Annotated in this window: 22 protein-coding genes; 2 read left to right on the top strand and 20 right to left on the bottom strand. The window is 66.2% G+C overall.

Features of this window, described 5'->3' with window-relative positions; genetic code table 11:
* Nucleotides 1-73 precede the first annotated feature (73 nt).
* The 19 genes from ftsZ to dksA all read right to left on the bottom strand — a co-directional run bounded on the left by ftsZ (nt 74) and on the right by dksA (nt 22,762).
* Nucleotides 74-1,297, bottom strand: coding sequence for a cell division protein FtsZ (ftsZ, locus tag ABIC94_RS13490; protein WP_354373509.1), 1,224 nt, complete (start codon nt 1,295-1,297; stop codon nt 74-76).
* Nucleotides 1,298-1,466: 169 nt separating this feature from the next.
* Nucleotides 1,467-2,696 (bottom strand): cell division protein FtsA, encoded by a 1,230-nt coding sequence (gene ftsA, locus ABIC94_RS13495; RefSeq protein ID WP_013539446.1) that lies wholly within the window; start codon nt 2,694-2,696, stop codon nt 1,467-1,469.
* Between the two features lie 26 nt (nt 2,697-2,722).
* Nucleotides 2,723-3,511, bottom strand: a complete 789-nt coding sequence (locus ABIC94_RS13500; protein WP_354373510.1) for a cell division protein FtsQ/DivIB — start codon at nt 3,509-3,511, stop codon at nt 2,723-2,725.
* Between the two features lie 2 nt (nt 3,512-3,513).
* Nucleotides 3,514-4,485: a D-alanine--D-alanine ligase gene (locus ABIC94_RS13505; RefSeq protein WP_354373511.1), complete on the bottom strand. Its 972-nt coding sequence runs from the start codon at nt 4,483-4,485 to the stop codon at nt 3,514-3,516.
* Nucleotides 4,482-5,924, bottom strand: coding sequence for a UDP-N-acetylmuramate--L-alanine ligase (gene murC, locus ABIC94_RS13510; protein ID WP_354373512.1), 1,443 nt, complete (start codon nt 5,922-5,924; stop codon nt 4,482-4,484). The genes ABIC94_RS13505 and murC overlap by 4 nt, the downstream gene beginning before the upstream one ends.
* Nucleotides 5,921-6,985 carry an undecaprenyldiphospho-muramoylpentapeptide beta-N-acetylglucosaminyltransferase gene (murG, locus tag ABIC94_RS13515; protein WP_354373513.1) on the bottom strand — a complete coding sequence of 355 codons (1,065 nt, stop codon included), beginning with the start codon at nt 6,983-6,985 and terminating at the stop codon, nt 5,921-5,923. The genes murC and murG overlap by 4 nt, the downstream gene beginning before the upstream one ends.
* The gene (gene ftsW / locus ABIC94_RS13520; protein ID WP_354373514.1) at nt 6,982-8,280 is read right to left on the bottom strand and encodes a putative lipid II flippase FtsW; all 1,299 of its coding nucleotides are present in this window, start codon (nt 8,278-8,280) and stop codon (nt 6,982-6,984) included. The genes murG and ftsW overlap by 4 nt, the downstream gene beginning before the upstream one ends.
* Nucleotides 8,277-10,484 carry a UDP-N-acetylmuramoyl-L-alanine--D-glutamate ligase gene (gene murD / locus ABIC94_RS13525; RefSeq protein ID WP_354373515.1) on the bottom strand — a complete coding sequence of 736 codons (2,208 nt, stop codon included), beginning with the start codon at nt 10,482-10,484 and terminating at the stop codon, nt 8,277-8,279. Before murD ends, ftsW begins: the two co-directional genes overlap by 4 nt.
* A gap of 7 nt (nt 10,485-10,491) precedes the next feature.
* Entirely contained in the window at nt 10,492-11,670 is a 1,179-nt protein-coding gene (gene mraY, locus ABIC94_RS13530) for a phospho-N-acetylmuramoyl-pentapeptide-transferase (RefSeq protein WP_354373516.1), read from the bottom strand.
* A 15-nt stretch (nt 11,671-11,685) separates the two neighbouring features.
* Complete coding sequence (locus tag ABIC94_RS13535; RefSeq protein WP_354373517.1) at nt 11,686-13,134, bottom strand: UDP-N-acetylmuramoyl-tripeptide--D-alanyl-D-alanine ligase; 1,449 nt, start codon at nt 13,132-13,134, stop codon at nt 11,686-11,688.
* Entirely contained in the window at nt 13,131-14,702 is a 1,572-nt protein-coding gene (locus tag ABIC94_RS13540; RefSeq protein ID WP_354373518.1) for a UDP-N-acetylmuramoyl-L-alanyl-D-glutamate--2,6-diaminopimelate ligase, read from the bottom strand. The genes ABIC94_RS13535 and ABIC94_RS13540 overlap by 4 nt, the downstream gene beginning before the upstream one ends.
* A gap of 2 nt (nt 14,703-14,704) precedes the next feature.
* Nucleotides 14,705-16,453, bottom strand: a complete 1,749-nt coding sequence (locus ABIC94_RS13545) for a peptidoglycan D,D-transpeptidase FtsI family protein (RefSeq protein ID WP_354373519.1) — start codon at nt 16,451-16,453, stop codon at nt 14,705-14,707.
* On the bottom strand, nt 16,450-16,800 hold the full coding sequence (gene ftsL, locus ABIC94_RS13550) for a cell division protein FtsL (protein ID WP_354373520.1): 351 nt from the start codon (nt 16,798-16,800) through the stop codon (nt 16,450-16,452). Before ftsL ends, ABIC94_RS13545 begins: the two co-directional genes overlap by 4 nt.
* Nucleotides 16,801-16,802: 2 nt before the next feature.
* Entirely contained in the window at nt 16,803-17,726 is a 924-nt protein-coding gene (gene rsmH, locus ABIC94_RS13555) for a 16S rRNA (cytosine(1402)-N(4))-methyltransferase RsmH (RefSeq protein ID WP_354373521.1), read from the bottom strand.
* Nucleotides 17,727-17,734: 8 nt separating this feature from the next.
* Entirely contained in the window at nt 17,735-18,163 is a 429-nt protein-coding gene (gene mraZ / locus ABIC94_RS13560; RefSeq protein ID WP_354373522.1) for a division/cell wall cluster transcriptional repressor MraZ, read from the bottom strand.
* A 269-nt stretch (nt 18,164-18,432) separates the two neighbouring features.
* Nucleotides 18,433-19,761 (bottom strand): ATP-dependent protease ATPase subunit HslU, encoded by a 1,329-nt coding sequence (gene hslU / locus ABIC94_RS13565; RefSeq protein WP_354373523.1) that lies wholly within the window; start codon nt 19,759-19,761, stop codon nt 18,433-18,435.
* A gap of 2 nt (nt 19,762-19,763) precedes the next feature.
* Entirely contained in the window at nt 19,764-20,309 is a 546-nt protein-coding gene (gene hslV / locus ABIC94_RS13570) for an ATP-dependent protease subunit HslV (protein ID WP_093442010.1), read from the bottom strand.
* 80 nt (nt 20,310-20,389) lie between these two features.
* Nucleotides 20,390-22,138, bottom strand: a complete 1,749-nt coding sequence (locus tag ABIC94_RS13575; protein WP_354373524.1) for an STAS domain-containing protein — start codon at nt 22,136-22,138, stop codon at nt 20,390-20,392.
* Nucleotides 22,139-22,183: 45 nt separating this feature from the next.
* Nucleotides 22,184-22,762, bottom strand: a complete 579-nt coding sequence (gene dksA / locus ABIC94_RS27370) for an RNA polymerase-binding protein DksA (RefSeq protein ID WP_317617013.1) — start codon at nt 22,760-22,762, stop codon at nt 22,184-22,186.
* Nucleotides 22,763-22,820: 58 nt separating this feature from the next.
* On the opposite strand from dksA, the gene ABIC94_RS27375 reads away from it, so the two are divergent.
* Nucleotides 22,821-23,261, top strand: coding sequence for a hypothetical protein (locus tag ABIC94_RS27375; protein ID WP_436318007.1), 441 nt, complete (start codon nt 22,821-22,823; stop codon nt 23,259-23,261).
* Between the two features lie 301 nt (nt 23,262-23,562).
* Nucleotides 23,563-25,044 (top strand): YdgA family protein, encoded by a 1,482-nt coding sequence (locus tag ABIC94_RS13585; RefSeq protein WP_354373525.1) that lies wholly within the window; start codon nt 23,563-23,565, stop codon nt 25,042-25,044.
* A gap of 84 nt (nt 25,045-25,128) precedes the next feature.
* On the opposite strand, the gene ABIC94_RS13590 is transcribed toward ABIC94_RS13585, so the two are convergent.
* The gene (locus tag ABIC94_RS13590) at nt 25,129-26,190 is read right to left on the bottom strand and encodes a CobW family GTP-binding protein (protein ID WP_354373526.1); all 1,062 of its coding nucleotides are present in this window, start codon (nt 26,188-26,190) and stop codon (nt 25,129-25,131) included.
* Between the last annotated feature and the right edge of the window lie 17 nt (nt 26,191-26,207).

The raw sequence follows: 26,207 nt of genomic DNA on the forward strand, positions 1-26,207 counted from the left end.
GGCGGAAGTCCCTTTCAGGTCTTCCCCGTACCCCTTGCGAACCTTCGTGCCCTCTGCGTTCGGTGGCCTGGCCTTAGTCAGCTTGACGGCGCAGGAATGCGGGAATCTCGAAGTCGTCCATACCGCCCGACGACAGCGCGTCCACCTTGGCTGCGGCCATCGTGCGGTTGGTACGCCACACGCTGGGAACCGCCATGCCGTCGTAGTTCGGCTGGCTTCCGCCGCCATGGCCGCCGTGACCGGCATGGCCCGTGCCGCCGAGCGTGGGCACGTTGAACGGGATGTTGTCGGTGCCGGTACGAATCACTTCGAGCGTCGGTGCCTGACGGCGCGCGTCGGCGCGCGAGAGGCCGGTGGCCACCACGGTCACGCGCATCTCGTCGCCCAGGCTTTCGTCGTAGGCGGCGCCGTAGATCACGTGCGCATCGGGCGAAGCGTAGGCGCGGATGGTGTTCATCGCGAGCTTCGATTCGTTCAGCTTCAGCGAACCCTTCGAGGCGGTCACCAGCACCAGCACGCCCTTGGCGCCCGAGAGGTCGATGCCTTCGAGCAGCGGGCAGGCCACGGCCTGTTCGGCGGCGATGCGCGCGCGGTCCGGGCCGGCAGCGGCGGCCGTGCCCATCATGGCCTTGCCGGGCTCACCCATCACGGTGCGCACGTCTTCGAAGTCGACGTTCACGCCGCCGTACTCGTTGATGATTTCCGAGATGCCGCCCACGGCGTTCTTCAGCACGTCGTTGGCATGCGCGAAGGCTTCGTCCTGGGTGATGTCCTCGCCCAGCACGTCGAGCAGCTTCTCGTTGAGCACCACGATCAGCGAGTCGACATTCGCCTCGAGTTCGGCCAGGCCGGCGTCGGCGTTGGTCATGCGGCGCCCGCCTTCCCAGTCGAAGGGCTTGGTCACCACGCCCACGGTGAGGATGCCCATTTCCTTCGCGACGCGCGCGATCACCGGCGCGGCGCCGGTGCCGGTGCCGCCGCCCATGCCGGCGGTGATGAACAGCATGTGCGCGCCGTCGATGGCCGCACGGATGTCGTCCACCGCGAGCTCGGCCGCTTCACGCCCCTTGTCGGGCTTGCTGCCCGCGCCCAGGCCGCTGGTGCCCAACTGGATGTTCTTGTGGGCATTGCTGCGCTGGAGCGCCTGCGCGTCGGTGTTGGCGCAAACGAACTGCACGCCCTGCACGCCACGCTCCATCATGTGCGCGACGGCATTGCCGCCGCCGCCGCCGACTCCGATCACCTTGATCTGAGTGCCTTGGTTGAATTCTTCGACTTCGATCATTTCGATGGTCATTTCTAACTCCTTGAATTTGCAGTTGCCGTTGTGTATCTATGAATTTTTTAAGTGTCTTGACGAGTTCAACGTAGCCGTCGTCGTGGCGGTGGACCTGTGCGCCGCCATCGCTCGTTGAAATGCACGGGAGGACCGCCGCGTGCGAGCCAGAGTGGGGAGTGATTCATGGTCAGAAGTTCCCCACGATGAAGTCTTTGAAACGTCCGAACGCAGTCTTTACGGATCCGTTCTTCTGCGCGACCTTGAAGCCGCGCATGCGTGCGAAGCGCGCTTCTTCGAGCAACCCCATCACGGTGGCGGCGCGCGGCTGCGCGACCATGTCGGACAACGCGCTCGAATACTTCGGAATGCCGCGCCGCACCGGCTTGAGGAAGATGTCTTCGCCGAGCTCGACCATGCCGGGCATCACTGCACTGCCACCCGTGAGCACCACGCCCGAAGACAGCACTTCTTCATAGCCCGACTCGCGCACCACCTGCTGCACGAGCGAAAAGATCTCTTCGATGCGCGGCTCGATCACGCCCGCCAGTGCCTGCTTGCTCAGCATGCGCGGGCCGCGGTCGCCGAGGCCGGGCACTTCCACCTGCTGGTCCGGATCGGCCAGCAATTGCTTGGCGTAGCCGCTCTCGACCTTGATGTCTTCCGCGTCCTTGGTGGGCGTGCGCAGCGCCATGGCGATGTCGCTGGTAATCAGGTCGCCCGCGATCGGGATCACGGCCGTGTGGCGGATCGCACCGTTGGTGAAGATGGCCACGTCGGTGGTGCCCGCGCCGATGTCGACCAGCACCACGCCGAGCTCGCGTTCGTCTTCGGTCAGCACCGCCTGGCTCGAGGCCAGCGGGTTCAGCATCAGCTGGTCGACCTCGAGGCCGCAGCGGCGCACGCACTTGATGATGTTCTCGGCCGCGCTTTGCGCGCCGGTCACGATGTGCACCTTGGCCTCCAGCCGCATGCCGCTCATGCCGATCGGCTCCTTCACGTCCTGGCCATCGATCACGAACTCCTGCGGCTCCACCAGCAAGAGGCGCTGGTCGCTCGAGATGTTGATGGCACGCGCGGTTTCCACCACGCGGGCCACGTCGGCGGGCGTGACTTCCTTGTCCTTCACCGCCACCATGCCGCTCGAGTTGATGCCGCGGATGTGGCTGCCGGTAATGCCCGTGTAGACGCGGCTGATCTTGCAGTCGGCCATCAACTCGGCCTCCTTCAAGGCCTGCTGGATGCTCTGCACGGTGGCGTCGATGTTCACCACCACGCCGCGCTTCAGTCCGTTGCTCGGCGCAATGCCGAGTCCGGCCAGCTTGAGTTCACCGCCGGGCAGCACCTCGGCCACCACCACCATCACTTTGGCGGTGCCGATGTCGAGTCCGACAACCAGGTCTTTGTATTCTTTGGGCATTGAATGTCCTCGGTATTCGCTTCTATTTATTTCTTCTTGGTCTTCGGGTCGGTAACGACCGTGGTGACGCCACGAAGGCGCAACGCATAGGCGTCGTTGTGGCGCAGATCGGCCCCTTCGACGTCCGCAGCGGTGCGGTGGTATTGGCCCGCGACCTGGGTCACGGTTTTCAGGAAACGTTGCGTACGGGCGGCCACCTCTTCAGGCTGGCCGCGGCCGAGTTCGATTTCGGCGCCGCTGTTCAGCACCACCTTCCAGCTGCCCCGGCTCGAGAGCGTGAGCTCGTCGACGCTGAAGTCGTAGGGTTGGAAGATCGGCGCAATCACGCGGTACATGCCCAGCACCTGGCCAGCCTGCTCGATGGGACCGTCGAGCCGCGGCAGGCGGTCGTCGACCTCGGCCACGTTGGCTTCGAACACATCGCCGAAGCCGTTGATCAGCTTCGAACCCGCGTCGTCGCCCCAGTTGGCCACCGGCACCTGCTCGGTCAGCGTGACGCGCAGCCTGTTCGGAAACTCGCGCCGCACCACCGCCTTGCGCACCCAGGGCACAGACTCGAAGGCCGTTCTCGCGCGGGCGAGATCGACCGTGAAGAAGTTGCCCGAGAGCTGCGGTGCCACGTTCGCGCGCAGGGTCACTTCGTTGTTATGCGTCACGTCGCCGTCGACCTTGATGCCGGCAATGGGAAAGAACGGCTGCCGCAGCACCCACCATGCGCCCGCCGCCAACAGCATGAGCGCCACCACCGCGAACGCGAGGTTCGAGACGATGTTCATGAGCTTGACGTCGAAGGGCGCGGGGATGCTGTCGGCCATGGCTACTGCGCTCCTCCCTTGGCGTCCAGCGAAGCCGAGGCCAGCACGCGCAGGCACAGGTCTTCGTAGGCAATGCCCGATGCGCGCGCCGACATCGGCACCAGCGAATGGCTGGTCATGCCGGGCGAGGTGTTCATCTCGAGCAGGAAGGGCTTTCGGTCGCTCGCGCGAATCATCACGTCGGCACGGCCCCAGCCGCGGCAACCGAGCGTGTGGTACGCGGCCAGCGTGATGCGCTGGATCTCGTGCTCCTCGGCTTCGGGCAGGCCGCTCGGGCAGTGGTACTTCACGTCGTCGGTGAAGTACTTGTTCTGGTAGTCGTAGGCGCCTTCGGGTGCGGCAATACGCACCACGGGCAGCGCGCGCGCATCGAGCCCCTGCCCGAGCACGGCGCAGGTCACTTCCTCGCCTTCGATGAATTCCTCGCACAGCACGTCGGCGTCGTACTTGGCCGAAAGCGTCACCGCGTCCTGCATCTGCGAATAGCCCTCGACCTTGGTCACGCCGATGGACGAACCCTCGCGCGGCGGCTTCACGATCAGCGGCAGGCCCAGCACATCAGGCACGGCGCGAACCTGCTCGCGGCTCTGCTGGTCGAAGGCCAGGCGCACGTATTTCGGCGTCGGCAGGCCGTCGGCCTGCCAGATGCGCTTGGTCATGACCTTGTCCATGGCCACGCTCGACGCCATCACGCCCGAGCCGGTGTAGGGAATGCCGAGCAGCTCGAGCGCGCCCTGCACCGTGCCGTCTTCGCCATGCCGGCCGTGCAGCGCGATGAAGCAGCGCGCAAAACCTTCGCGCCGGAGCTCGACGAGATCGCGCTCGGACGGATCGAAGGCATGCGCATCGACACCGCGCGAACGCAGCGCCTCGAGCACGCCGGTGCCGGACAAGAGCGAAATTTCGCGTTCGGCGGAACTTCCGCCGAACAGCACGGCCACCTTGCCGAATTGTTTGGGATCTTGAAGAGTCATTGGGTAACCTCCGCGCCGCCCGCGGCGGTGGCAATTTCGACAACCTTGCCCGGCACCGCCCCGATGGAGCCCGCGCCCATGCAAAGCACCACGTCGCCGGCACGCGCGTTGTCCAGAATGGCCTGCGGCATCTCGTTGATGTCGTCGACGAACACGGGCTCCACCTTGCCGGCCACGCGCAGTGCGCGCGCCAGCGAGCGGCCGTCGGCCGCCACGATGGGCGGCTCGCCGGCGGCGTACACCTCGCCCAGCAGCACCGCATCGGCATTGCCGATGACCTTGACGAAGTCCTCGAAGCAGTCGCGCGTGCGGGTGAAGCGGTGCGGCTGAAAGGCCAGCACCAGCCGGCGCCCCGGAAACGCCCCGCGCGCGGCGGCGATGGTCGCGGCCATTTCGACCGGGTGATGGCCGTAGTCGTCGATCACGGTGAAGCTGCCCGGTGCGTCCACGCCCGCCTGCCCCTGCACGGCGACCTCGCCATAGCTTTGGAAGCGGCGGCCCACGCCCTTGAAATCGGCCAGCCCGCGCTGCACCGCTTCGTCGGGAATGCCGAGTTCCACCGCCACAGCGATCACCGAGAGCGCGTTGCGCACGTTGTGCTCGCCAGGCAGGTTCAGCACGATGGGCAGGTCGGGCAGCGTGACGCCGTTGCGCCGCTGCGCCGTGAAATGCATCTGTGCGCCCACCGCGCGCACGTCGACCGCGCGCACCTGGGCGCCTTCGTCGAAACCGTAGCTGGTCACCGGGCAGGTGACCTCGCCCACGATGTCGCGCACCGCCGGATCGTCGGTGCACAAGATGGCCACGCCGTAGAACGGCATGCGGTGCAGGAAGTCGACGAACGCCTTCTTGAGGTTTGCGAAGTCGTGCCCGTAGGTCTCCATGTGGTCGGCGTCGATGTTCGTGACCACCGCCATGATCGGCAGCAGGTTCAGGAACGAGGCGTCCGACTCGTCGGCTTCCACCACGATGTAGTCGCCGCTGCCGAGCTGCGCGTTGGCGCCGGCGCTGTTCAGCCGGCCGCCGATCACGAAGGTCGGGTCGAGCCCGGCGGCGTCGAGCACGCTGGCCACCAGGCTGGTGGTGGTGGTCTTGCCGTGCGTGCCCGCAATGGCGATGCCCTGCTTCAGGCGCATCAGCTCGGCCAGCATCATGGCCCGCGGCACGACCGGAATGCGCTTCTCGCGCGCGGCCAGGACTTCTGGGTTGTCGGACTGCACCGCGGTCGACGTCACGACCGCATCGGCGCCGTCGATGTGCGCGGCGGCATGCCCCACGAAGGTACCGATGCCCAGGCTCGCGAGCCGGCGCAGCGTGGCGCTGTCGGCCAGGTCGGAACCCGTGATGCGGTAGCCCAGGTTCAGCAGCACCTCGGCGATGCCGCTCATGCCCGAGCCGCCGATGCCCACGAAGTGAATATGACGAATTGCGTGCTTCATTTGGCAAGCTCCTCGCAGGCGCGGACGACCGCTTCCACCGCTTCGGTCTTCTGCATGGTTTTGGCCTTGGCGGCCCGTTCGATCAGCGCGGTGCGCTCGGTTTTCTGTAGCAAGTCAGCCAGCAATTCAGGTGTGAGGTCGGTCTGCTGCACCAGCCAGCCGCCGCCCGCATCGACGAGGAAGCGCGCGTTGGTGGTCTGGTGGTCGTCGACCGCCGAAGGAAAAGGCACGAACAGCGCTGCTGCGCCGACGGCCGCGATTTCTGTGACGGTGCTGGCCCCTGCGCGCGCGACGATGATGTCGGCGTCGGCATAGGCCTGCGCGGTGTCTTCGATGAACGGCGTGAGCTCGCCCTCGACGCCGGCCGCGGCATAGTTGGCGCGCAGCTCGTCGATCTGCTTGGCGCCGCTCTGGTGCAGCACCCGTGGACGCGTGCCCGGCTCGATGCGCGCGAGCGCCTGCGGCACCACGGCATTGAGTGCCTTGGCCCCCAGGCTGCCGCCGACCACCAGCAGACGCAGCGGCCCGCTGCGTCCCGCAAAACGCACGGACGGAACGGGCTGCGAGGTGAACGCCGCGCGCAGCGGATTGCCCACCCACTGCGCCTTCTTCAGCACGTTGGGGAAAGCCGTGAACACGCGATCGGCCACGCCCGCGAGCACCTTGTTGGCAAGGCCTGCGACCGAGTTCTGTTCGTGCAGCACCAGCGGCTTGTTGAGCAGCACGCTCATCATTCCGCCCGGAAAAGTGATGTAGCCGCCGAGGCCCACCACCACGTCGGGCTTGACGCGGCGCACCACGCCGAAGCTTTGCCAGAAGGCACGCAAGAGCCGCAGCGGCAGCAGGAACAGCGTGAGCGGCCCCTTGCCGCGCACGCCGCCGAACTGCACCGGCTCGAAGGCGAAGCCGCGCGGCGGCACCAACTTTTCTTCCATGCTGCCGGGCGCGCCCAGCCAGTGCACGCGCCAGCCGCGCTCGCGCAAGGCCTCGGCCACCGCGAGTCCCGGAAAAATGTGGCCACCCGTGCCGCCGGCCATCACGAGTGCGGTGCGGGCGGTCATACGCGACCTCCCCGCATCAGCACGCGGTTTTCGTAGTCGATGCGCAGCACCACCGCGAGCGCCACAAGGTTCATCAGGATGGCCGAACCGCCGAAGCTCATCAGCGGCAAGGTCAGCCCCTTGGTGGGCAGTGCGCCGAGGTTCACGCCCATGTTGATGAAGGTCTGGAAACCGATCCACACGCCTACACCCTGGGCGACGAGGCCGGAGAACACGCGGTCCAGCGCAATCGCCTGGCGGCCGATGTGCATGATGCGGCGGGTCAGCCAGAGGAACATGCCGATGATCAGCAGCACGCCGACCAGGCCGAACTCTTCGCCGATCACGGCCAGCAGGAAGTCGGTGTGCGCCTCGGGCAGCCAGTGCAGCTTCTCGACGCTGCCGCCCAGGCCCACGCCGAAGATCTCGCCGCGGCCGATGGCAATGAGCGAGTGCGAGAGCTGATACCCCTTGCCCAGCGCATGCTCCTCGCTCCACGGATCGAGATACGCAAAGATGCGCTCGCGGCGCCACGGGCTGCTGGCGACGATGGTGCCGAAGGCCACCACTACCAGCGCCGCAATCACGAAGAACATGCGCGCGTTCACGCCGCCCAGGAACAGGATGCCCATGGCAATGACGGCAATCACCATGAAGGCGCCCATGTCGGGCTCGGCCATCACTAGCATGCCGACCACCACCACCGCGATGCCCATCGGCAGCACGGCGCGGAAGAAGCGCTCCTTGATCTCCATCTTGCGCACCATGTAGCTGGCGGCGTAGAGCACCATCGCGAGCTTGGCGAGTTCGGAGGGCTGAAAGCGCATGAAGCCCAGCGGCAGCCAGCGCCGCGCACCGTTGACGTTGATGCCGATGTGCGGAATGAGCACGGCCACCAGCAGCAGCAGCGAGACCACGAAGAGCCACGGGGCGGAACGCTCCCAGGTCTTCATGGGAATCTGGAAGGCCAGCAAGGCCGCAATGAATGCGACCGCCACCGAAGCCGCATGCCGCGTCAGGAAAAACACCGGGCCGTAACCGGCGCGCGCGAAGCGCGGGTTGTCCGGCAGCGCAATGGAGGCCGAATACACCATCACCAAGCCCCAGGTGAGCAGCGCAACGGTGACCCAGACCAGCGCCTGGTCGAAGCCCAGCACGCGCATCGGCGTGGCCTTGGTCTGCGTGATGTCGGCGCTGCCCAGCCGCACCGGCAGGTGCATGGGCAACGCATCGATGCCGCTGCGCGCGCGCCCGAACCAGCCGCCGAAGCGGCTGGTCTTTGCGTTGGGCGTGGCGCCGGCGGCTGCGGTGTTCAAGCCGGGTCTCCTGAAGAAAAATCTGGATCGTTCGACGAAGCCGCCTCGCGCGGGTTGTCCGCGAACGCCTGAACGGCCTCGCGGAACACAGCCGCGCGATGCTCGTAGTCCTTGAACATGTCGAAGCTCGCACAGGCCGGTGACAGCAGCACGGCATCGCCGGGGTTGGCGCGCGCGGCGGCAATGTTCACGGCCTCTTCCATCGAGCCGGCATGCATCAGCGACACGCCGGTAGAGGCCAGTGCCTGCTCGATGAGCGGCGCGTCGCGGCCGATGAGCACCACGGCGCGCGCGTACTGGCGTACCGGTTCGGCCAGCGGCGAGAAGTCTTGCCCCTTGCCCTCGCCGCCGAGGATGACGACCACGCGGCGGTCTTCGCCGAGGCCGCTCAAGGCGGCGACCGTGGCACCGACGTTGGTGCCCTTGCTGTCGTCGAAGTATTCGACGTCGTCCACCAGCGCAATCGCTTCGACGCGGTGCGGCTCGCCGCGGTATTCGCGCAGGCCGTATAGCATGGGGCCGAGCGGGCAGTCGGCGGCGCTGGCGAGCGCAAGCGCCGCCAATGCGTTCATGGCGTTGTGGCGCCCGCGGATGCGCAGGGCGTCGGCGGGCATGAGGCGCTGAAGGAAGATTTCTTCTTCCACCACCGCGCCGCGCTTGCGCTTTTGCGTCTCGTCGGCTTCCAACGCACGCACCAGCCAGGTCATGCCGTTGACGCGCTCGATGCCGTAGTCGCCCGGGCGCAGCGGCATCGCGCTGCCGAAGGTGACGTGGGTGCGGATCTGCGGGCGCTGCAGCTTCACCCTGACGGGCGCGGGCAGCATCGCCATCACGCCCGGGTCGTCGCGGTTGAGCACCATGAGGCCCTGCGAACCGAAGATGCGTGCCTTCGCCGATGCGTAAGCTGGCATGTCGCCATGCCAGTCCAGATGGTCCTGCGTGAGGTTGAGCACCGTTGCGGCCGTCGGCTCGAAGCCCTGCACGCCGTCGAGCTGGAAGCTCGAGAGTTCGAGCACCCACACGTCAGGCAGCGTCTCGGCATCGATGTGCGCAGCCAGGGTGTCGAGCAGCGTCGGGCCGATGTTGCCTGCCACCGCCACGGTCTTGCCCGCGCGCTCGACGAGCTGTCCGGTGAGCGCGGTGACGGTGGTCTTGCCGTTGGTGCCGGTGATGGCGAGCACGGCGGGCGTGTAGCCCTTGGGTGCAGGCGGTTCTTCGATGGGCACCAACGGGAGCTGGGCCGTCGGCTCTTCCTCGACGGCGGCGGAAGCCGGGTTGGAGGCGGAGAGCTCGGCAATCTTGGCGACGAACTCCGCCGCTTCCCTGGCCGCGGTAGGCACGTAGGGCTTGCCGGTGCTCAGCAGCCTCGAAACGGTGGCGGGCGCCGGCGATGCGGCGGGCGCTTCAGGTGTTTCTGCGGTCGGTGTTTCTGCGCTCGATGCTTCGTCCGAAGGCGGCGAAACAGGAACGCTCAGCGAGGGATCGCGCGGCATGGCTTCCGCCATCGCGGGGGTTGCCGCGGGTTCGCCCTCGGTCGGTTCGGCCGGCGCTTCCGCTGCCTCGGGTGTTGCCGGAGCTTCGGCTGCGTTCGTTGCTTCGGTGGCTTCGGCTGCCGAAGCAGACTCTGCAGCTTCAGGCGTTTCCGCAGGTACGGCAGCTTCGGTCTGCTCGGCCGATTCCGGAACTTCGGCCGCTTCAGGGACTTCGGTCTCGACAGGTGCAGCTGCCGGCGGTTCCACGTCCAAGGCCAATTCGGCCTGCGCTTCAGGCTCCGCGACTTCCACGGGCACTTCCGCGGCGGGTTCGGCTTCGGCTGGTGCTTCGGCTTCGGGCTCCGCTTCCACGACTGGCACTTCGACGGTTTGCAGGTCCTGCAGCGCACGCGCAAAGAGATCGAGCTCGCCGCCGACCGGCAGCCCGACAGCCCGTGCCGCATCGACGACCGGTGCGATGGTTGCGGGCGCCAGGCCGGGCGAACGGTAAACGGCCCGGATCGGCGTGCCTTCGATCAGCGCGGCCGAGAATGGCCCGCCGACGAACGCCACGTCGGGCAACTCCGCCTGCAGCGTTGCAAGCAGCGCGGGCGCCTCGCGCGTATCGGCCACGGTCACCTGCGCGCCGTGGCGTGCGCACCAACGCGCCATCGCCAGCCCGGACGCACCGAGGCCGAGGATCAATACGGGGAGGTCTTTCAGATGTCGCATGTGCCCGTTACCGCAGCTTCAGCGTTGAAAGGCCCACGAGGCACAGCAGCATCGTGATGATCCAGAAGCGCACCACGACCTGCGTCTCGCGCCAGCCGCTTTTCTCGAAGTGATGGTGCAGCGGCGCCATCTTGAGCACGCGCCGGCCCTCGCCGTAGCGCTTCTTGGTGTACTTGAAGTACATGACCTGCGCCATCACCGAGATCGCCTCGACCACGAAGATGCCGCCCATGATGAAGAACACGATCTCCTGGCGCACGATGACCGCGATGGTGCCCAGCGCGCCGCCGAGCGCCAGCGCGCCCACGTCGCCCATGAAGACCTGCGCCGGATGGGTGTTGAACCAGAGAAACGCCAGGCCCGCGCCGGCCATGGCCGAGCAGAACACCAGCAGCTCGCCCGAGCCCGGAATGTTGGGGAACAGCAGGTACTTGGAATACACCGCGCTGCCAGTGACGTAGGCGAACACGCCCAGCGCCGAACCCACCATCACGACCGGCATGATCGCCAGGCCGTCGAGGCCGTCGGTCAGGTTGACGGCGTTGCTCGCGCCCACGATCACCAGGTAGGTCAGCACCACGAAGCCGATGCCGCCCAGCGGATAGCTCACTTCCTTGAAGAAGGGCACCAGCAGGTTGATCTTGGGCGGAAAGTCGAGGTCGAAGCCCGATTGCACCCAGGCGAAGAACAGCTGCAGCACACGCCAGTTCGAGCTTTCCGAGATGCTGAAGAGCAGGTAGAAGCCCGCGAGCAGGCCGACCACCGACTGCCAGAAATACTTCTCGCGCGAGCGCATGCCTTCCGGGTCCTTGCGCACCACCTTGCGCCAGTCGTCGACCCAGCCGATGGCGCCGAAGCCCATCGTGACCCACAGCACGATCCACACGAACCGGTTCGAGATGTCGAACCACAGCAGGGTGGCGAAGGCAATGGCAAACAGCACCAGCACGCCGCCCATGGTGGGCGTGCCGCTCTTGGTCAGGTGCGTTTCCATGCCGTAGCCGCGCACCGGCTGGCCGATCTTCAAAGCGGCCAGGCGACGGATCACATAGGGGCCGGCAACCAGGCCGACCACCAGAGCCGTGAGCGCCGCCATCAGCGCACGGAACGTGAGGTACTGAAAAACGCGCAAAAACCCGAACTCGGGCGAAAGTGTCTGCAGCCATTGGGCCAGGGTCATCAGCATGTTGACTTGCGCGGCTCATGCGTCATGACCGGCCTCCTTTTGTTGTTGTGATTGCACGATCGCCTGCACCACCCGCTCCATCTTCATGAAGCGCGAGCCCTTGACGAGCACGCTCGCGAGCTGCGGCAACCGCTCCAGCACCGCAGCGTTGAGCGCATCGATGTCTTCGAAATGCCGGCCGCCATTGCTGCCGGTGGCGCTGCTGCCACCGTTGAATGCGGCAACGCTGTGCGCGGTTTCGGTACCCAGCGCGTACACGGCCTCGATGCCGCGCTGCCGCGCCCAGTCGCCCACCTCGGTATGAAATTCGAGTGCGTGGTCGCCGACCTCGCCCATGTCGCCCAGCACCAGCAGGCGCGGGCCCGGCAAGGCTGCCAGCACGTCGATGGCGGCGCGCACGGAATCGGGGTTGGCGTTGTAGCTGTCGTCCACCAGCGTGAGCGAATGCCCGCCGGCCAGCACGACCTCGCTCGCCTTGGAGCGGCCCTTCACCGGTTCGAATCTGGTGAGGCCCGCGGCAATGGTGTCGAGCGATACGCCGGCCGCGAGCGCGCAGGCGGTGGCCGCGAGCGCATTGACGACGTTGTGCCGGCCCGCAATGTGCAGGCTCGCATCGAAGTCGCCCAGCGGCGTGCGAATGCCGACCTGCCAGGCGCCCTGCTGCCATTCGGCGCGGACCAGCGAAATGTCGGCGTCCGCCTGCTCGCCGAAAGTCATGCAGCGGGGCGATGCGCCGTCACGTGCCATGTCGTTCCAGAGCGGCGTGAACTCGTCGGCATGCGGGAACACGGCGGTGCCGCCCTCCGGCAAGAAGGAAAACACCGCGCCGTTCTCGCGCGCCACCGCATCGACCGTGGCCATGAATTCCAGGTGTTCGCGCTGGGCGTTGTTCACCAGCGCGATGGTCGGGCGCGCAATGGCCGCCAGCCGTGCAATCTCGCCCGGGTGGTTCATGCCCAGCTCGATCACGGCATGCTGGTGCTTGGCCCGCAAGCGCAGCAGCGTCAGCGGCACGCCGATCTCGTTGTTGAAATTGCCGGCCGTCGCCAGGGCGCGGTCGGCCCTGAAGGCGACCAGGATGGCCGCGATCATTTGCGTGACCGTGGTCTTGCCGTTGCTGCCGGTCACGGCGATGAGCGGCAGATCGAACTGCGCGCGCCAGCGTGCGCCCAGTGCGCCGAGTGCCGCGAGCGAATCGGGCACCTCGAGACCGGCCAGGCCAGCCGCCTCCAGGCCATGGTGCGCAATGGCGGCAATGGCACCGCGCGCCTTGGCATCGGCGAGGAATTCGTTGGCGTCGAAGCGCTCGCCCTTGAGCGCCACGAACAAATCGCCCTCGGAAAGCGTGCGGGTGTCGGTGTGGACGCGGGCAATGACGGTTTCGGCGTCGCCTACCAGTCGCGAACCGGGAATCCATTGCTGCGCCTGGGCGAGCGTGAGCATCATCGGCGTCGAATCGCTCATGCGGCACCTCGCTGGGCGAGCGCATCCTGCGCATGGGCCCGGTCGGAGAACGGAATGCGCTGGCCGGCAATTTCCTGCCAGGCTTCATGGCCCTTGCCGGCGATGAGCACCACGTCTTGCGGCGCGGCCTGCGCAATGGCGTCGGCAATGGCGGCCGCGCGGTCGGGCTGCACCTGGGCTGCTTCGGGACGCGAGAGGCCGAGCAGCACCTGGCTGATGATCGCGTCGGGGGTTTCGCTGCGCGGGTTGTCGCTGGTCACGATGACGTGGTCGGACTGGCGCTCGGCCACCGCGGCCATCATCGGGCGCTTGATCGGATCGCGGTCGCCGCCGCAGCCGAACAGGCACCAGAGCGCGCCGCCGCGCTGCTGCGCGAGCGGACGCAGGCCGGCCAGCGCCTTGTCGAGCGCGTCGGGCGTGTGGGCATAGTCGACCACCGCCAGCGGCGCGCCCGCGCTCGCATCGGCGGCGTTCACGCGCTCCATGCGGCCCGGCACGCTGCCGAGGTTGGCGCAGGCGGCCGCCGCCTGCGCGAGCGAAAGCCCCAGGGCGCGCAGCGTGCCCAGCACGCCCAGCAGGTTGGCCACGTTGTACTGGCCGATCAACCCGGTCGAGATGCGAACCACGGAATCGGTGCCGTGCTCGGCCACCGAGAACTGAAGCCCCTGCGCGTCGTAGCCGACGTCGCGCGCCATGAGCCGCGCCGGCGAGCCAGCGGCCGAAACGGTCCAGACGTCGAGCGCGCCGACGCCGGCTTCGATCAGGTTTGCGCACAGGCTGGCGCCGTGCACGTCGTCGATGTTGATGACCGCGGCGCGCAACCCAGGCCAGCGGAACAGCTCGGCCTTGGCTTCCCAGTAGGCCTCCATGCTGCCGTGGTAATCGAGGTGGTCCTGCGTGAAATTGGTGAACACGGCCACCGCGATGCGCGCGCCGTCGAGCCGCCTCTCGGCAATGCCGATCGACGAAGCCTCGATGGCGCAGGCGCCGAAACCGCGCTCGACGAGCGCGCGCAGCTCGCGCTGCATCATCACCGGGTCGGGCGTGGTGAGCCCGGTGTAGGTGAGCTCCGGCGGCACGCCGATGCCCAGCGTGCCCATGACCGCGCAGGGCGACGGCACGCTGCGCTCGGTGGTGCCGTCGAGCCGCAGCGCGCGAACGCCGCCGGGCACGGCCAGGGTGGAAAGCGCTTCGGCGAGCCACCATGCGGTGGAGGTCTTGCCGTTGGTGCCCGTGACGGCCAGCACTTCGAGCGCGGCCGAGGGGTTGTCGTAGAAGGCCGAGGCGATCGGGCCCGTGGCGGCCTTGAGGCCTGGGTAGCTTGCAATGCGGTCGCTGAACTCGCCCTGGTCGAAACCGAAAGCATCCACGCCCTCGTCTTCGACCAGGCAGGCCGCAGCCCCCTGTGCCAGCGCGGCCGCAACATGCTTGCGGCCGTCGGTCGCGGCGCCGGGCCACGCAACGAAGCCGTCGCCGGCGCCCACCGGCCGGCTGTCCGCATGCAGCGCACCCTGCACGCGCTCCTTGAGCCAGAGCGCGGCGAGTTGGGGGGAAGTGAGTGTCAGCATGCTCAAAAGCTCTCGTCGACGCCTTGCGTCATCACCAGAGGTTTGACCGCGAGGTCGGGCGGAACGTTCATCATGCGCAGGGTCTGCTGCACGACTTCGCTGAAAACAGGCGCGGCGGCCACGCCGCCGAAGTACTGGCCGTCGCTCGGCTCGTCGATCATTACCCCGACGATGATGCGCGGCTTTTCGATCGGCGCCATGCCGGTAAACCACGCGCGATATTTGTTGCTCGCGTAACCTTTGCCAACCTGCTTGTGCGCGGTGCCCGACTTGCCGCCGACCGAATAGCCGATGGTCTGTGCGCGCGTGCCGGTGCCGCCCGGCCCAGCCGCCATCTGCAGCATCTTGCGGACCGCCAGCGCATTCGACGGCGAGAACACCCGCACGCCCACGGGCGACTCGGTGTTCTTGAGGATGGTGACCGGAATGATCGAGCCGTCGTGCGCAAACGCTGTATACGAATGCGCCATTTGAAACAGCGACGCCGACAGGCCGTAGCCGTAGGCCATGGTGGCCTGCTCGACCGGCTTCCAGGTCTTCCAGGGGCGCAGGCGCCCGGTCACCGCGCCAGGGAACTGGATCTGCGGCTTCTGGCCGTAGCCGAGCGCGGTGTAGGTGTCCCACATTTCGTGCGGAGACATCTTCTGCGCGATCTTGAGCGCGCCGACGTTGCTCGACTTCTGGATCACGCCTTCGACCGTGAGCGTGCCGTAGTTGTGCGTGTCGCTGATGGTGAAACCGCCCATCTGGTAGCGGCCGGGCGAGGTTTCGATCAGCGTCGAGGGCTTCACGCGGCCGGCCTCCAGCGCCATGGCCACGGTGATCGGCTTCATGGTCGAGCCGGGCTCGAAGGTGTCGGTGAGCGCACGGTTGCGCAGCTGCTCGCCGGTGAGGTTCTGGCGCTTGTCGGGCACGTAGCTCGGGTAGTTGGCCAGCGCCAGCACCTCGCCGGTCACGGCGTCGAGCACCACCACGCTGCCGGCCTTGGCCTTGCGCGCGGTCACCGCGTCGCGCAGCTTCTGGTAGGCAAAGAACTGCACCTTGCTGTCGACGCTGAGCTGGATGTCCTTGCCGTCGACCGGCGGCACCTGCTCGCCCACGCCCTCGACCACGCGGCCCAGGCGGTCCTTGATGACGCGGCGCGACCCGGCCTTGCCGGCCAGGTCCTTGTTGAAGGAAAGCTCGATGCCTTCCTGCCCGTTGTCTTCGACGTTGGTGAAACCCACCACGTGCGCGGCGGCCTCGCCCTCGGGGTACTGGCGCTTGTATTCCTTGCGCTGGTAAATGCCCTTGAGGTTGAGCGCGGCAATCTGCTTGGCAATGGGCTCGTCGACCTGGCGCTTGATCCAGACGAAGGTCTTGTCTTCGTCCTCGAGCTTCTTGTCGAACTCCTTCTGCGGCATTTCAAGCAGCTTGGCCACCTGCTTGAGCTTGGCCCGCACCTCGGGGTCGTCGCGCTCGATGTCTTCCGGAATGGCCCAGATGCTCGGCGCCACCACGCTGGAGGCCAGGATGAGCCCGTTGCGGTCGAGGATGCGCCCGCGGTTGGCCGGCAGCTCCAGCGTGCGCGCAAAACGCACTTCGCCCTGCCGCTGGAAGAAGCTGTTGTTGAAGACCTGCACGTACGCTGCCCGGCCCGCCAGCACGACGAAGCCGAGCGCGATGCCGGCCACGATGAACTTGCTGCGCCAGACCGGCGTCTTGCTCGCGAGCAAGGGGCTGGTGGTGTAGCGAACGCTGCGCCGGCTCATCGCTGGGTCCTCGCTGCGACGGGCTTCGGCGCCGGGCCGGCCGGGGGTGCGGGCGGCGGCGCCACTACGGCCGGAATCACCGTGCCGTCGGGCCGCACGTACTGCGTGATGGCCGGCGTGGTGGTGCGCATCTGGAGCTGCTCCTTGGCGAGCTTCTCCACGCGCAGCGGTGTGGCCTGCGCGCGCTTCTCCACCTGCAGGCGGTCGTGGTCGGTTTCGAGGCGGCGGGCTTCCTGCTGGGTGCGGTCGAGTTCGGTGTACAGCTGGCGCGACAGGTACTGCGTGTGCACAAGGTACAGCGCCGTCGCAATGACGGCCAGCAGCAGGAGCAGGTTGAGGCGGGCCATGATCAGTTGGCCCCGGTGCGCTCGGCCACGCGCAAAATTGCGCTGCGCGAGCGGGGGTTGCCGCGCACTTCCTCGTCGGACGGCTTGATGCGCTCGAGCGCGCGCAACTTCATCACCTTGGGCGCGGCGAAAGGCGCTCGACGGTCGTACACCTCCTTCGAGTGCTTGGCGATGAACTGCTTCACGATGCGATCTTCCAGCGAGTGGAAGCTGATCACCGCGAGCCGGCCTCCGGGCTGCAACACGGAAAGGCTCGCCTCTAGCGCCTGTTGCAGCTCTTCAAGCTCGGCGTTGATGAAAATCCGAAAAGCCTGAAATGTGCGCGTTGCAGGGTTCTGGCCCTGCTCGCGGGTTTTGACCGTGCCAGCCACGAGCTCGGCCAGTTCGGTGGTGGTTGAAATTGCGCCCCGTTCTTGTCGGCGAGCAACAATCGCCTTTGCAATCTGAACAGCAAACCGTTCTTCGCCATAGTCACGGATCACCTCTGCAATCTGCTGAAGTTCGGCTGTTGCCAGCCATTCGGCCACGCTCTCGCCGCGCGTGGTGTCCATGCGCATGTCGAGCGGGCCGTCGAAACGAAAACTGAAGCCGCGCACCGGGTTGTCGATTTGCGGCGAACTCACGCCCAGGTCCATCAGCACACCCGCCACGCTGGCATCGGGCAATTCGCCCAGCGAACGGAATCCCTGGTGCCGGATGGAAAAACGCGCATCCGAGATGCGCGCTGCTTCGGCCACCGCTTCCGCATCCTTGTCGAATGCGATCAGCCTGCCTTCCGGTGCCAGCCTCGCGAGAATTGCGCGCGCATGCCCTCCCCGCCCGAACGTGGCATCCACGTAGGTTCCGGTCGCCGCCGTGCTGCCGGAAAGAAGGGCTTCCACCGCTTCGTTCAGCAACACGGTTGTATGAATCCATGGAGTGTTCACACAAGTCCTCAGAACGCGAAGTCCTGAAACACATCGGGCATATCGCCTTGGGTGGCCTCGGCCTCCTTGGCTTCGTAGGTGGCCTTGTCCCAGAGCTCGAAGTGATTGCCCATGCCCAACAACAGCGTCTCGCGCGTGATGCCGGTGGCCGCACGCAATTCGGGCGACACGAGGATGCGGCCGGTGCCGTCCATCTCGACGTCCATGGCGTTACCGAGGAATACGCGCTTCCACCACTGTGCCGACATCGGCAATGCGGCGATGCGATCTCGGAATTTCTCCCACTCGGGGCGGGGGAACACCATGAGGCACCCGTGCGGGTGCTTGGTGATCGTGAGCTGGCCGTTCGCCGTCGCGCTCAGGACGTCACGGTGCCGGGTCGGCACGGAGAGCCGCCCCTTGGCATCCAGACTGAGCGATGAAGCGCCTTGAAACACGACCAGAACCCTTGTGTTGGGAGTGTCGCGGTACCCGAAAGAGGCACCATCCGCACTTTTTCCCACTTAACTGCACTTTTTTGCACTGTAGCAGGAAACACTTCAGGCGCAACTGGTCGTTGGTGGTATTTTTTGTAATGGAATCAACGACTTAGCGACGATTTCCAAAGCTGGAAATCGGCGAATTTCGTTGAAAATGAAGCACTTAGCTCACGCAGTGAATGTGATGCGTGAAGCGCAGCCCCGTTACAGGGGGCTGCAAGGCAGCTTCAGAGGATGAAGCGCGAAAGGTCTTCGTCGTGACTTAGTGCCGCAAGGCGCTCGTCGACGTAAGCGGCATCGATGAGGATCGTCTGCCCCTCGATGCGGGTCGCGTCGAAGCTTACCTCATCGAGCAGCCTTTCCATCACGGTCGACAAACGGCGTGCACCGATGTTCTCGGTGCGCTCGTTCACTTCGAAGGCGATGGTCGCCAGGCGGTTGACGCCCTCGGGCGTGAAATCGAGCGTGACGCCTTCGGTGGCAAGCAGCGCCTGGTACTGCTTCACGAGCGAGGCGCGCGTCTGCGTGAGGATGCTTTCGAAATCCTGCACCGAGAGCGACTGCAGCTCGACGCGAATCGGAAAGCGCCCCTGCAGCTCGGGAATCAGGTCGCTCGGCTTGCTGAGGTGGAAGGCGCCGCTTGCGATGAAGAGCATGTGGTCGGTGCGCACCACGCCGTACTTGGTGGACACGGCCGTGCCCTCGACCAGCGGCAGCAGGTCGCGCTGCACGCCCTGGCGCGACACATCGGAGCCCTGGGCTTCGCTGCGCGTGGCGACCTTGTCGATCTCGTCGATGAAGACGATGCCGTTCTGCTCGGCATTGGTGATGGCCTGGGTACGGATCTCGTCTTCGTTGACCAGCTTGGCGGCCTCCTCGTCGATCAACAGGCGCATGGCCTCGGCGATCTTGAGCTTGCGCGTCTTGCGCTTGCCGCCGCCGAGCTGGCCGAACATGCCGCGCAGTTGCTCGGTCATTTCCTCCATGCCCGCAGGGCCCATGATTTCGAGCGGGGCGCGGGTTTCGGCGAGATCGAGCTCGATTTCCTTGTCGTCGAGCTGGTGCTCGCGCAGCTTCTTGCGGAAGGCCTGCCGGGTGGGGTTGGGGCCGTCCAGCGCCGGCGCGGCGCCCTCGGCACCGCGCGCCGGCGGCAGCAGCACGTCGAGAATGCGGTCTTCGGCGGCATCCTCGGCACGCGCGCGCACCTTGGCGCTTTCGGATTCGCGCGTCTGCTTGACGGCAATTTCGGCCAGGTCGCGAATGATCGAATCGACGTCCTTGCCTACATAGCCCACCTCGGTGAACTTGGTGGCCTCGACCTTGATGAAAGGCGCATCGGCCAGCCGCGCAAGGCGGCGCGCGATTTCGGTCTTGCCCACGCCCGTGGGGCCGATCATGAGGATGTTCTTGGGCGTGATCTCGGTGCGAAGCTTTTCTTCGACCTGCTGGCGGCGCCAGCGGTTGCGCAGCGCAATGGCCACGGCGCGCTTGGCGGCCGGCTGCCCGACGATGTGGTTGTCGAGCTCGGAGACGATTTCCTGGGGGGTCATGGACATGGTCAGAGCGCTTCCACCGTGTGGTTCATGTTCGTGTAAATGCAGATTTCGCCGGCTATCGCCAGCGATTTGCGCACAATTTGCTCCGCCGAGAGGTCGGTATTGTCGAGCAGCGCCTTCGCCGCCGACTGCGCATAGGCCCCGCCCGAGCCGATGGCGATCACGCCGTCTTCGGGCTCCAGAACGTCGCCGTTGCCGGTGATGATGAGCGAGGTGGTGGCGTCGGCCACGGCCAGCATGGCTTCGAGCTTGCGCAGCACGCGGTCGGTGCGCCAGTCCTTGGTGAGCTCGACCGCGGCGCGGGTCAGGTGCCCCTGGTGCTTTTCAAGCTTGGCCTCGAAGCGCTCGAAGAGCGTGAAGGCGTCGGCGGTGGCGCCGGCAAAGCCAGCCAGCACTTTGCCGTGATAGAGCCGCCGCACCTTGCGCGCCGTGCCCTTGATGACGATATTGCCGAGAGTGACCTGCCCGTCCCCGCCGATGGCGACTTGGTCGCCCTGGGGGGTCTTGCGGCGCACGCTCACGATGGTGGTGCCGTGAAACTGTTCCATCGAAGCCATCTGGGGACGCCGCAAGGCAATGCAACCCCGCGCCCGATACCGTTTTGCCCCGGCGTCTTACCGAACCGGGGCTAGTTCTTCCTGACGGCTACCGTGGCGTGGTCGGCAATGCCCACCAGGTCGAAAAGCGACGCGATCAGGCGGTGGGCGTCCACGAACTGGACCCGCTCGCCCTGGGCGTCTCGCGCGCGCACCCAGCTCAGCAGCGTGCTGGCCGCGGCAAGGTCCATGCGCAGCAGTGCGGCGCATGAAATGACGGGTGCGGTGGTGTGGCGCAAGTCTGCATCCAGCCGTTGCAGGCTCGAATGCGACTCGCCGCGCAAGTCGCCGGCCAGTGCCGTAAAGCCGCTGTCGGCGGAGAGAAAGCTGTCCGATTCGCCGTTATTGGCCGACAACAGCGACCACACGGAGCCGGCGCCCGAACGACTCCCTTCCGGCGCGGCAAGCGAGGTGCATTCGCCGCTCGGGTCTTGCCAGGCAGGCGGCGACACCTCGTAGGTGATGCAGTAGTTGAGCGCCACCAGCTCGAAGTCGTCCGGCAGGTTCATCATGCGCAGCGTGGCCAGGTGCAACTGCCACCAGACGTCTTCGGTGCTGCGCTCGTTGTTGGGGGTGGCCTCGGCCAGCACGGCAAGCAGCGTCGCGGATCCGATGAAGCGCAGCTTGACCGGCGAATTGGCCCAATGGGTGAACAGCACGCGCAGCGGCGCGGCGGCATCGGCCTCGATGGCGGCCAGTGCCCGCCAGTCGAGCGTCCAGATCGATCCGGCCTGCGACAACGCCCGCGTGAGGTTCACCAGGCCGTCGCGCGACAGGCGTGCGGGGCTGATCCAGTCGGCACCCGCAGGAGCCAGTTCGGCGTACTCGCTGGCGACCACCGCCTGCACGTTGCGCGCCAGTTCGTCGAGCGGCACCCAGTCGGGGCCCATGCGCTTCATGCGCTGCGCATAGCGCATGCGGGCAGCGGCAAACCGCGTGGCGTCGCCGGTGGCACGGTACAGGTCGAACAATGCGCGCCAGCGCGTGTCGTCGCGATCGATGGCGGCGTGGTCGCCCTCGCCTTCGGCGGCCACACTCTCGGAGGCCAGGGCCTGAAGAAGAATGGCCTCGGCACCGGTGTCGTCGCCGTGCGCGAAGCGGATCACGGCCTCTTCCAGCGCGCCGTCGCGAGCGAGCCGCGCCGTCAGCAGCGCCGTGTCGTCGACGGCGGCCGTACCGGCGGCAACGGGACCGGCGGCAGATGTGGGAGTGGGAGCCGGCGCAGGGACCGGCGCAATGGCAGCAGCGGCGGATGCTGCAGGCGCGACAGGCGCAGCAGCAGGCGGTGCAACCGGCGGAGCCCGGAATGCCGGTGCCGCGAGCAAGCTGGCCACCTCGGCCTCGTCCACGGGCGGCGGCAGGGTCTCGGCGCCGGCATCGGGCGGCGCGTTGGACAGCACCTCGCCGTTGGGGCCGCGGCCTTTCCACCACTGCTGCGACATCTGCTCCTCGATCTCGTCGATCTTCTTGAGCGTGAGCGCGCGTCCCTCGGACTTTTCCGTGGTGGTGTTCAGGTTGAAGGACGACGGCGTGACCGTTCCTTCGAAGGCATGGGCGGCCGCCTCGCGCTGGCGGAGCTTGCGGAGCATGTCGAACTCGCGCCGGCGCACGAAATCGTTGCGCTGGCGCCGCTCGATCATTTCCTTGAGCATTTCCCGGCTGTAAGCCTGGTCGGGCAGCGTGGAATCGGCGGTCGCATTCAGCTCCGACCAATCCTTGAGCGGATTGCGGACGAACTTCGCCACCTTGGAAAAAAGGCGGCCCGATTCTTCCTTTGGCATCGACAAGAATTTCGAGGCGTACTGGTTTTCTGTCTCTTTACCTGCTTAGTCCCCGAACATCTTTTGCTTGAGTTCGCGGCGCTGCTGCGCTTCGAGCGACAGCGTGGCCGTGGGGCGAGCCAGCAGGCGGCCGACGCCGATGGGTTCGCCGGTTTCGTCGCAGTAGCCGTAGTCGCCGGCGTCGATGCGCTGGATCGATTGCTCGATTTTCTTCAGCAGCTTGCGTTCGCGGTCGCGCGTGCGCAGCTCGAGTGCATGTTCTTCCTCGATGGTGGCACGGTCGGCCGGATCGGGCACCACCACGGTGTCTTCACGCAGATGCTCGGTGGTTTCGCCGGCGTTTTCGAGAATGCCGCGCTTGAGTTCCACGAGCTTCAGGCGGAAGAACGCCATCTGCTTTTCGTTCATGTACTCGGCGTCGGGCATGGCGATGACCTCGGCGTCGGTCAACTCGGCAGCCGACTTGGCTTTCCAGTTGTTGGCGAGCTTCGGGTCTTTTTTCACTGCCACGGGAGGCGGCGGCACCAGCGCATTGGAAGGCGCCTGCGAGAAGGAAGACTTGGCGGCGGTGGAAGCCACCGATTGCGGCATGGAAGGCACGGTCAGCTGCGACAGCCGGGACACGCGGCCACCTCGCGCGGGGGCGGGTGCAGCGGTCTGAGCGGGTATCGAAGGTGTCGCCGTGGCGGAAGAAGAGGCGGCAGCCGTTTTTTTCATTGGGATCGGAGGGGCAGAAGGAACGGCAGCAGTGCGGCCGACAGTTTTGGATGGCGGTAGACCCGCAGCTGCAGTTTTGGTTGCACTCTTGGCCGGGGCGGATGCCACCGGCGGCGCAGCAGACTTTGCAGGCTTGACGGGCTTCTTTGCAACGGTTGCGGCCTTGGCCGATGGCGTTGCTGGCTTCTTTGGAGCGCTTTTTTGTTTCGTGGCCGGAGCTTTAGCAGCGGAAGAAGTCTTTTTTGCCGCGGGTACAGCCGGCTTTGCAGCCACCGCTTTCCTGGCGGTGGACTTGGTTGCTGGCATTGCCTTGGCGGCGGGTTTCTTCACGGTGACTGGCTCCTTGAACGAACTGGAACGCGCTTTCACTGGGTGTCTCCTCCCAAGGGAACCACTGCGGGGTTGAGGCCGCGGGGTCCACATTGTCGGAGTGCTCGCAGTGACGAACCCCGGGGTTATACCCCCGAAAGCCCGCCAGAAACTTGCGGCGCCCCGTGCCGTAAGCCACATCTCGCCCTTAAAACGAAAGCGTGGCCGCCGGAACAGGCGCGCGATTGTATAGAGAACTCTAAACGGAAGGGAAATGTGCCTGCAAAGCGCTTACCTCCGTTAGCATCGCCGGCGTTGCCGGAGGGGGCAACGAAGACCTGCGAAGGCGAATCAGCCGTGCCGGTCGATCCAATCATTCATACAAAAGAGAAGAAATCTTGAGCAAAAAAGCAGTTTTGGGCACGCTGGCCGCGGCCATCGCCGTTGCCTATGGTGGCAGCACCTGGTGGGCCGGCTCCAAAGTCAAGTCCAGCTACGAAGCCGCCCTGGAGGAGTTGCCGAAGCAGACCGCGCTGGTGCGCGTGATCGATCGCAAATACGAAAGCGGGTTCTTCGGTGCGGTCAGCACCGTGACGTTCGAGTTCGGATGCGCCGCCGATACGGCTGCCGCCGCCAAGCCCGCCGACGCCAAGCCCGCCGAACCGGGCGAAGAAGAAGACGACGAAGAAGCCGATGCCGAGAGCGCGCCGTTCAAGCCCGTGCGCATTACCGTGCGCGACACCATCCACCACGGCCCGATTGCCGGCGGCACGCTGGCCGCGGCCACCATCGACAGCGAGCTGGTGCTCGACGTGAAGGCCCAGGCCGAAGCCGAAAAGCTCTTCGGCAAGGCCAAGCCCCTGACCGCCCACACCAAGGTGGCGTTCAACGGCGGCTACGCAACCGACCTGACCGTGGCGCCGATCAAGCTGGCCGAAGAAGGCAAGGGACAGTTCACCTGGCAAGGCGCGCAAATGCGCGCCGAGATGAACGGCGCCCGTACCCAGGTGAACTACAGCCTGGCAATGCCCGGCCTGGACCTGACCGACACGCGCACCGGCGTGACCCTGAAAATGGGCAAGCTGGCCGGCAAGGCCGACATGAACAAGAGCGAAGGCTGGATCCTGGCCACCGGCAAGACCGAAGCCCGGCTCGACAGCTTCGAGTTCGCGGCACCCAAGGGCCTGGGCGCCGGCGGCAGCGGCAAGCCCCTGCCCGCCGTGCTGCTGCAGAACATCGACATGATTGCCGATGCCAACATCAAGGACGGCCTCTACGAATCGATCGGCACCATCAAGGGCACCGGCAAGGTCGGCGAGACGAAGATCGACAAGTTCGAGATGACCAGCGGCGGACGCCGCATTCACGCCGCCGGCTACAAGAAGCTGGCCGACGCCTGGATGCAGTCGGCCGCCATCAACGGCTGCAAGGGCGGCAGCAAAGCCTCCCAGGCCGCCATGCAGGCGCTGATGGAGCAGTTGGCCCCCGACCTCAAGGCCATGGCCAAGTACAATCCCGAGCTCGGCCTGGACAAGATGCTGGTCGAAATCGGCGGCAAGCGCGGCGAAATCAGCTACACGGCCGGCATGGTCGGCGTCACCGACGAAGACCTGAAGGACCCGGGCATGGCGCTCTTGATGAAGCGCGGCGTGCTCAAGGCCAGCGTGCGGCTGCCGATGCAATGGATCGAGCAGATTGCCGCCACCGGCGCCGAAAGCGGCCAGACGCCGCCGCCCGAAATGGTGGCGGGGCTGGTCGAGCAGGGCGAAGGCATGGGCTTCGTCAAGCGCGACGGCACAGACATCACGAGCCAGGTCGAATACAGCGAAGGCAGCCTGAAGATCAACGGCAAGCCGATGGGCGGCATGGCCGGCAAGTAAGCCTCGGCTAAAACAAAAAAAAAGGCGCTGCCCCCTCGGGGCAGCGCCTTTTTTATTTGGCTGGTCAGTGCCGGCAGCGCGCCGTCACACCAGGCACTGCTCGAGCCCCTGCTCCAGGATCTCGCGCGGCAGCTCGATGCCGATGAACACCATGCGGCTCTGGCGCGCTTCGTCCTTGCCCCACTCGGGGCCCAGGTCGCTGCCCATCAGCTGGTGCACTCCCTGGAAAATGACTTTGCGCTCGGTGCCCTTCATGCTCAGCACGCCCTTGTAGCGCAGCATGCGCGGGCCATAAATGTTGACGATGGCGCCCAGAAAATCTTCGAGCTTGGCCGGGTCGAAGGGACGGTCGGCCTTGTAGACGAAGCTCTTCACGTCGTCGTCCGTGTGGTGATGGTGGCCGTGCCCCTCGTGCTTGTGCGAGGGATGGTCGCAATGCTCGCCATGCGCGTGAGCATGTCCATCGTGGTCGTCGTGGCCGTGGTCGTCTTCCTTCAGGAAGTCGGGGTCGATGTCGAGCTTGGCGTTCAGGTTGAAGCCGCGCAGGTCGAAAATATCTTTCAGCGGCACGTCGCCGAAGTGCGCCTTCTGCTGCGGCGCGCGCGGGTTCATGTGCTTCAAGCGGTGAATCAGCGCCTCGGTCTCTTCGGCCGACACCAGCTCGCTCTTGCTGATGAAGATCTGGTCGGCAAAACCCACCTGGCGGCGCGCCTCCTGGCGGTCGTTGAGCTGCTGCGGCGCATGCTTGGCATCGACCAGCGTCAGGATGGAGTCGAGCAGGTAGCTCTCGGCAATTTCGTCGTCCATGAAGAAGGTCTGCGCCACGGGGCCGGGGTCGGCCAGGCCGGTGGTCTCGATCACCACGCGGTCGAAGTCGAGCAGGCCCTGGCGCTTCTTGGCGGCCAGCAACTGCAGCGCTTCGCGCAGGTCTTCGCGGATGGTGCAGCAGACGCAGCCGTTGCTCATCTGGATGATCTGCTCTTTCGATTCGGTCACCAGAATGTCGCTGTCGATGTTCTCTTCGCCGAACTCGTTCTCGATCACCGCAATCTTCTGGCCGTGGGCCTCCGTCAGGATGCGCTTGAGCAGCGTGGTCTTGCCCGAGCCTAGAAAGCCGGTGAGGATGGTGGCAGGAATAAGGGCCATGGAGTGCTCCGGAAGCG

The sequence above is a fragment of the Variovorax paradoxus genome, assembly GCF_040544635.1.
GTDB classification, from domain to species: domain Bacteria; phylum Pseudomonadota; class Gammaproteobacteria; order Burkholderiales; family Burkholderiaceae_C; genus Variovorax; species Variovorax paradoxus_R.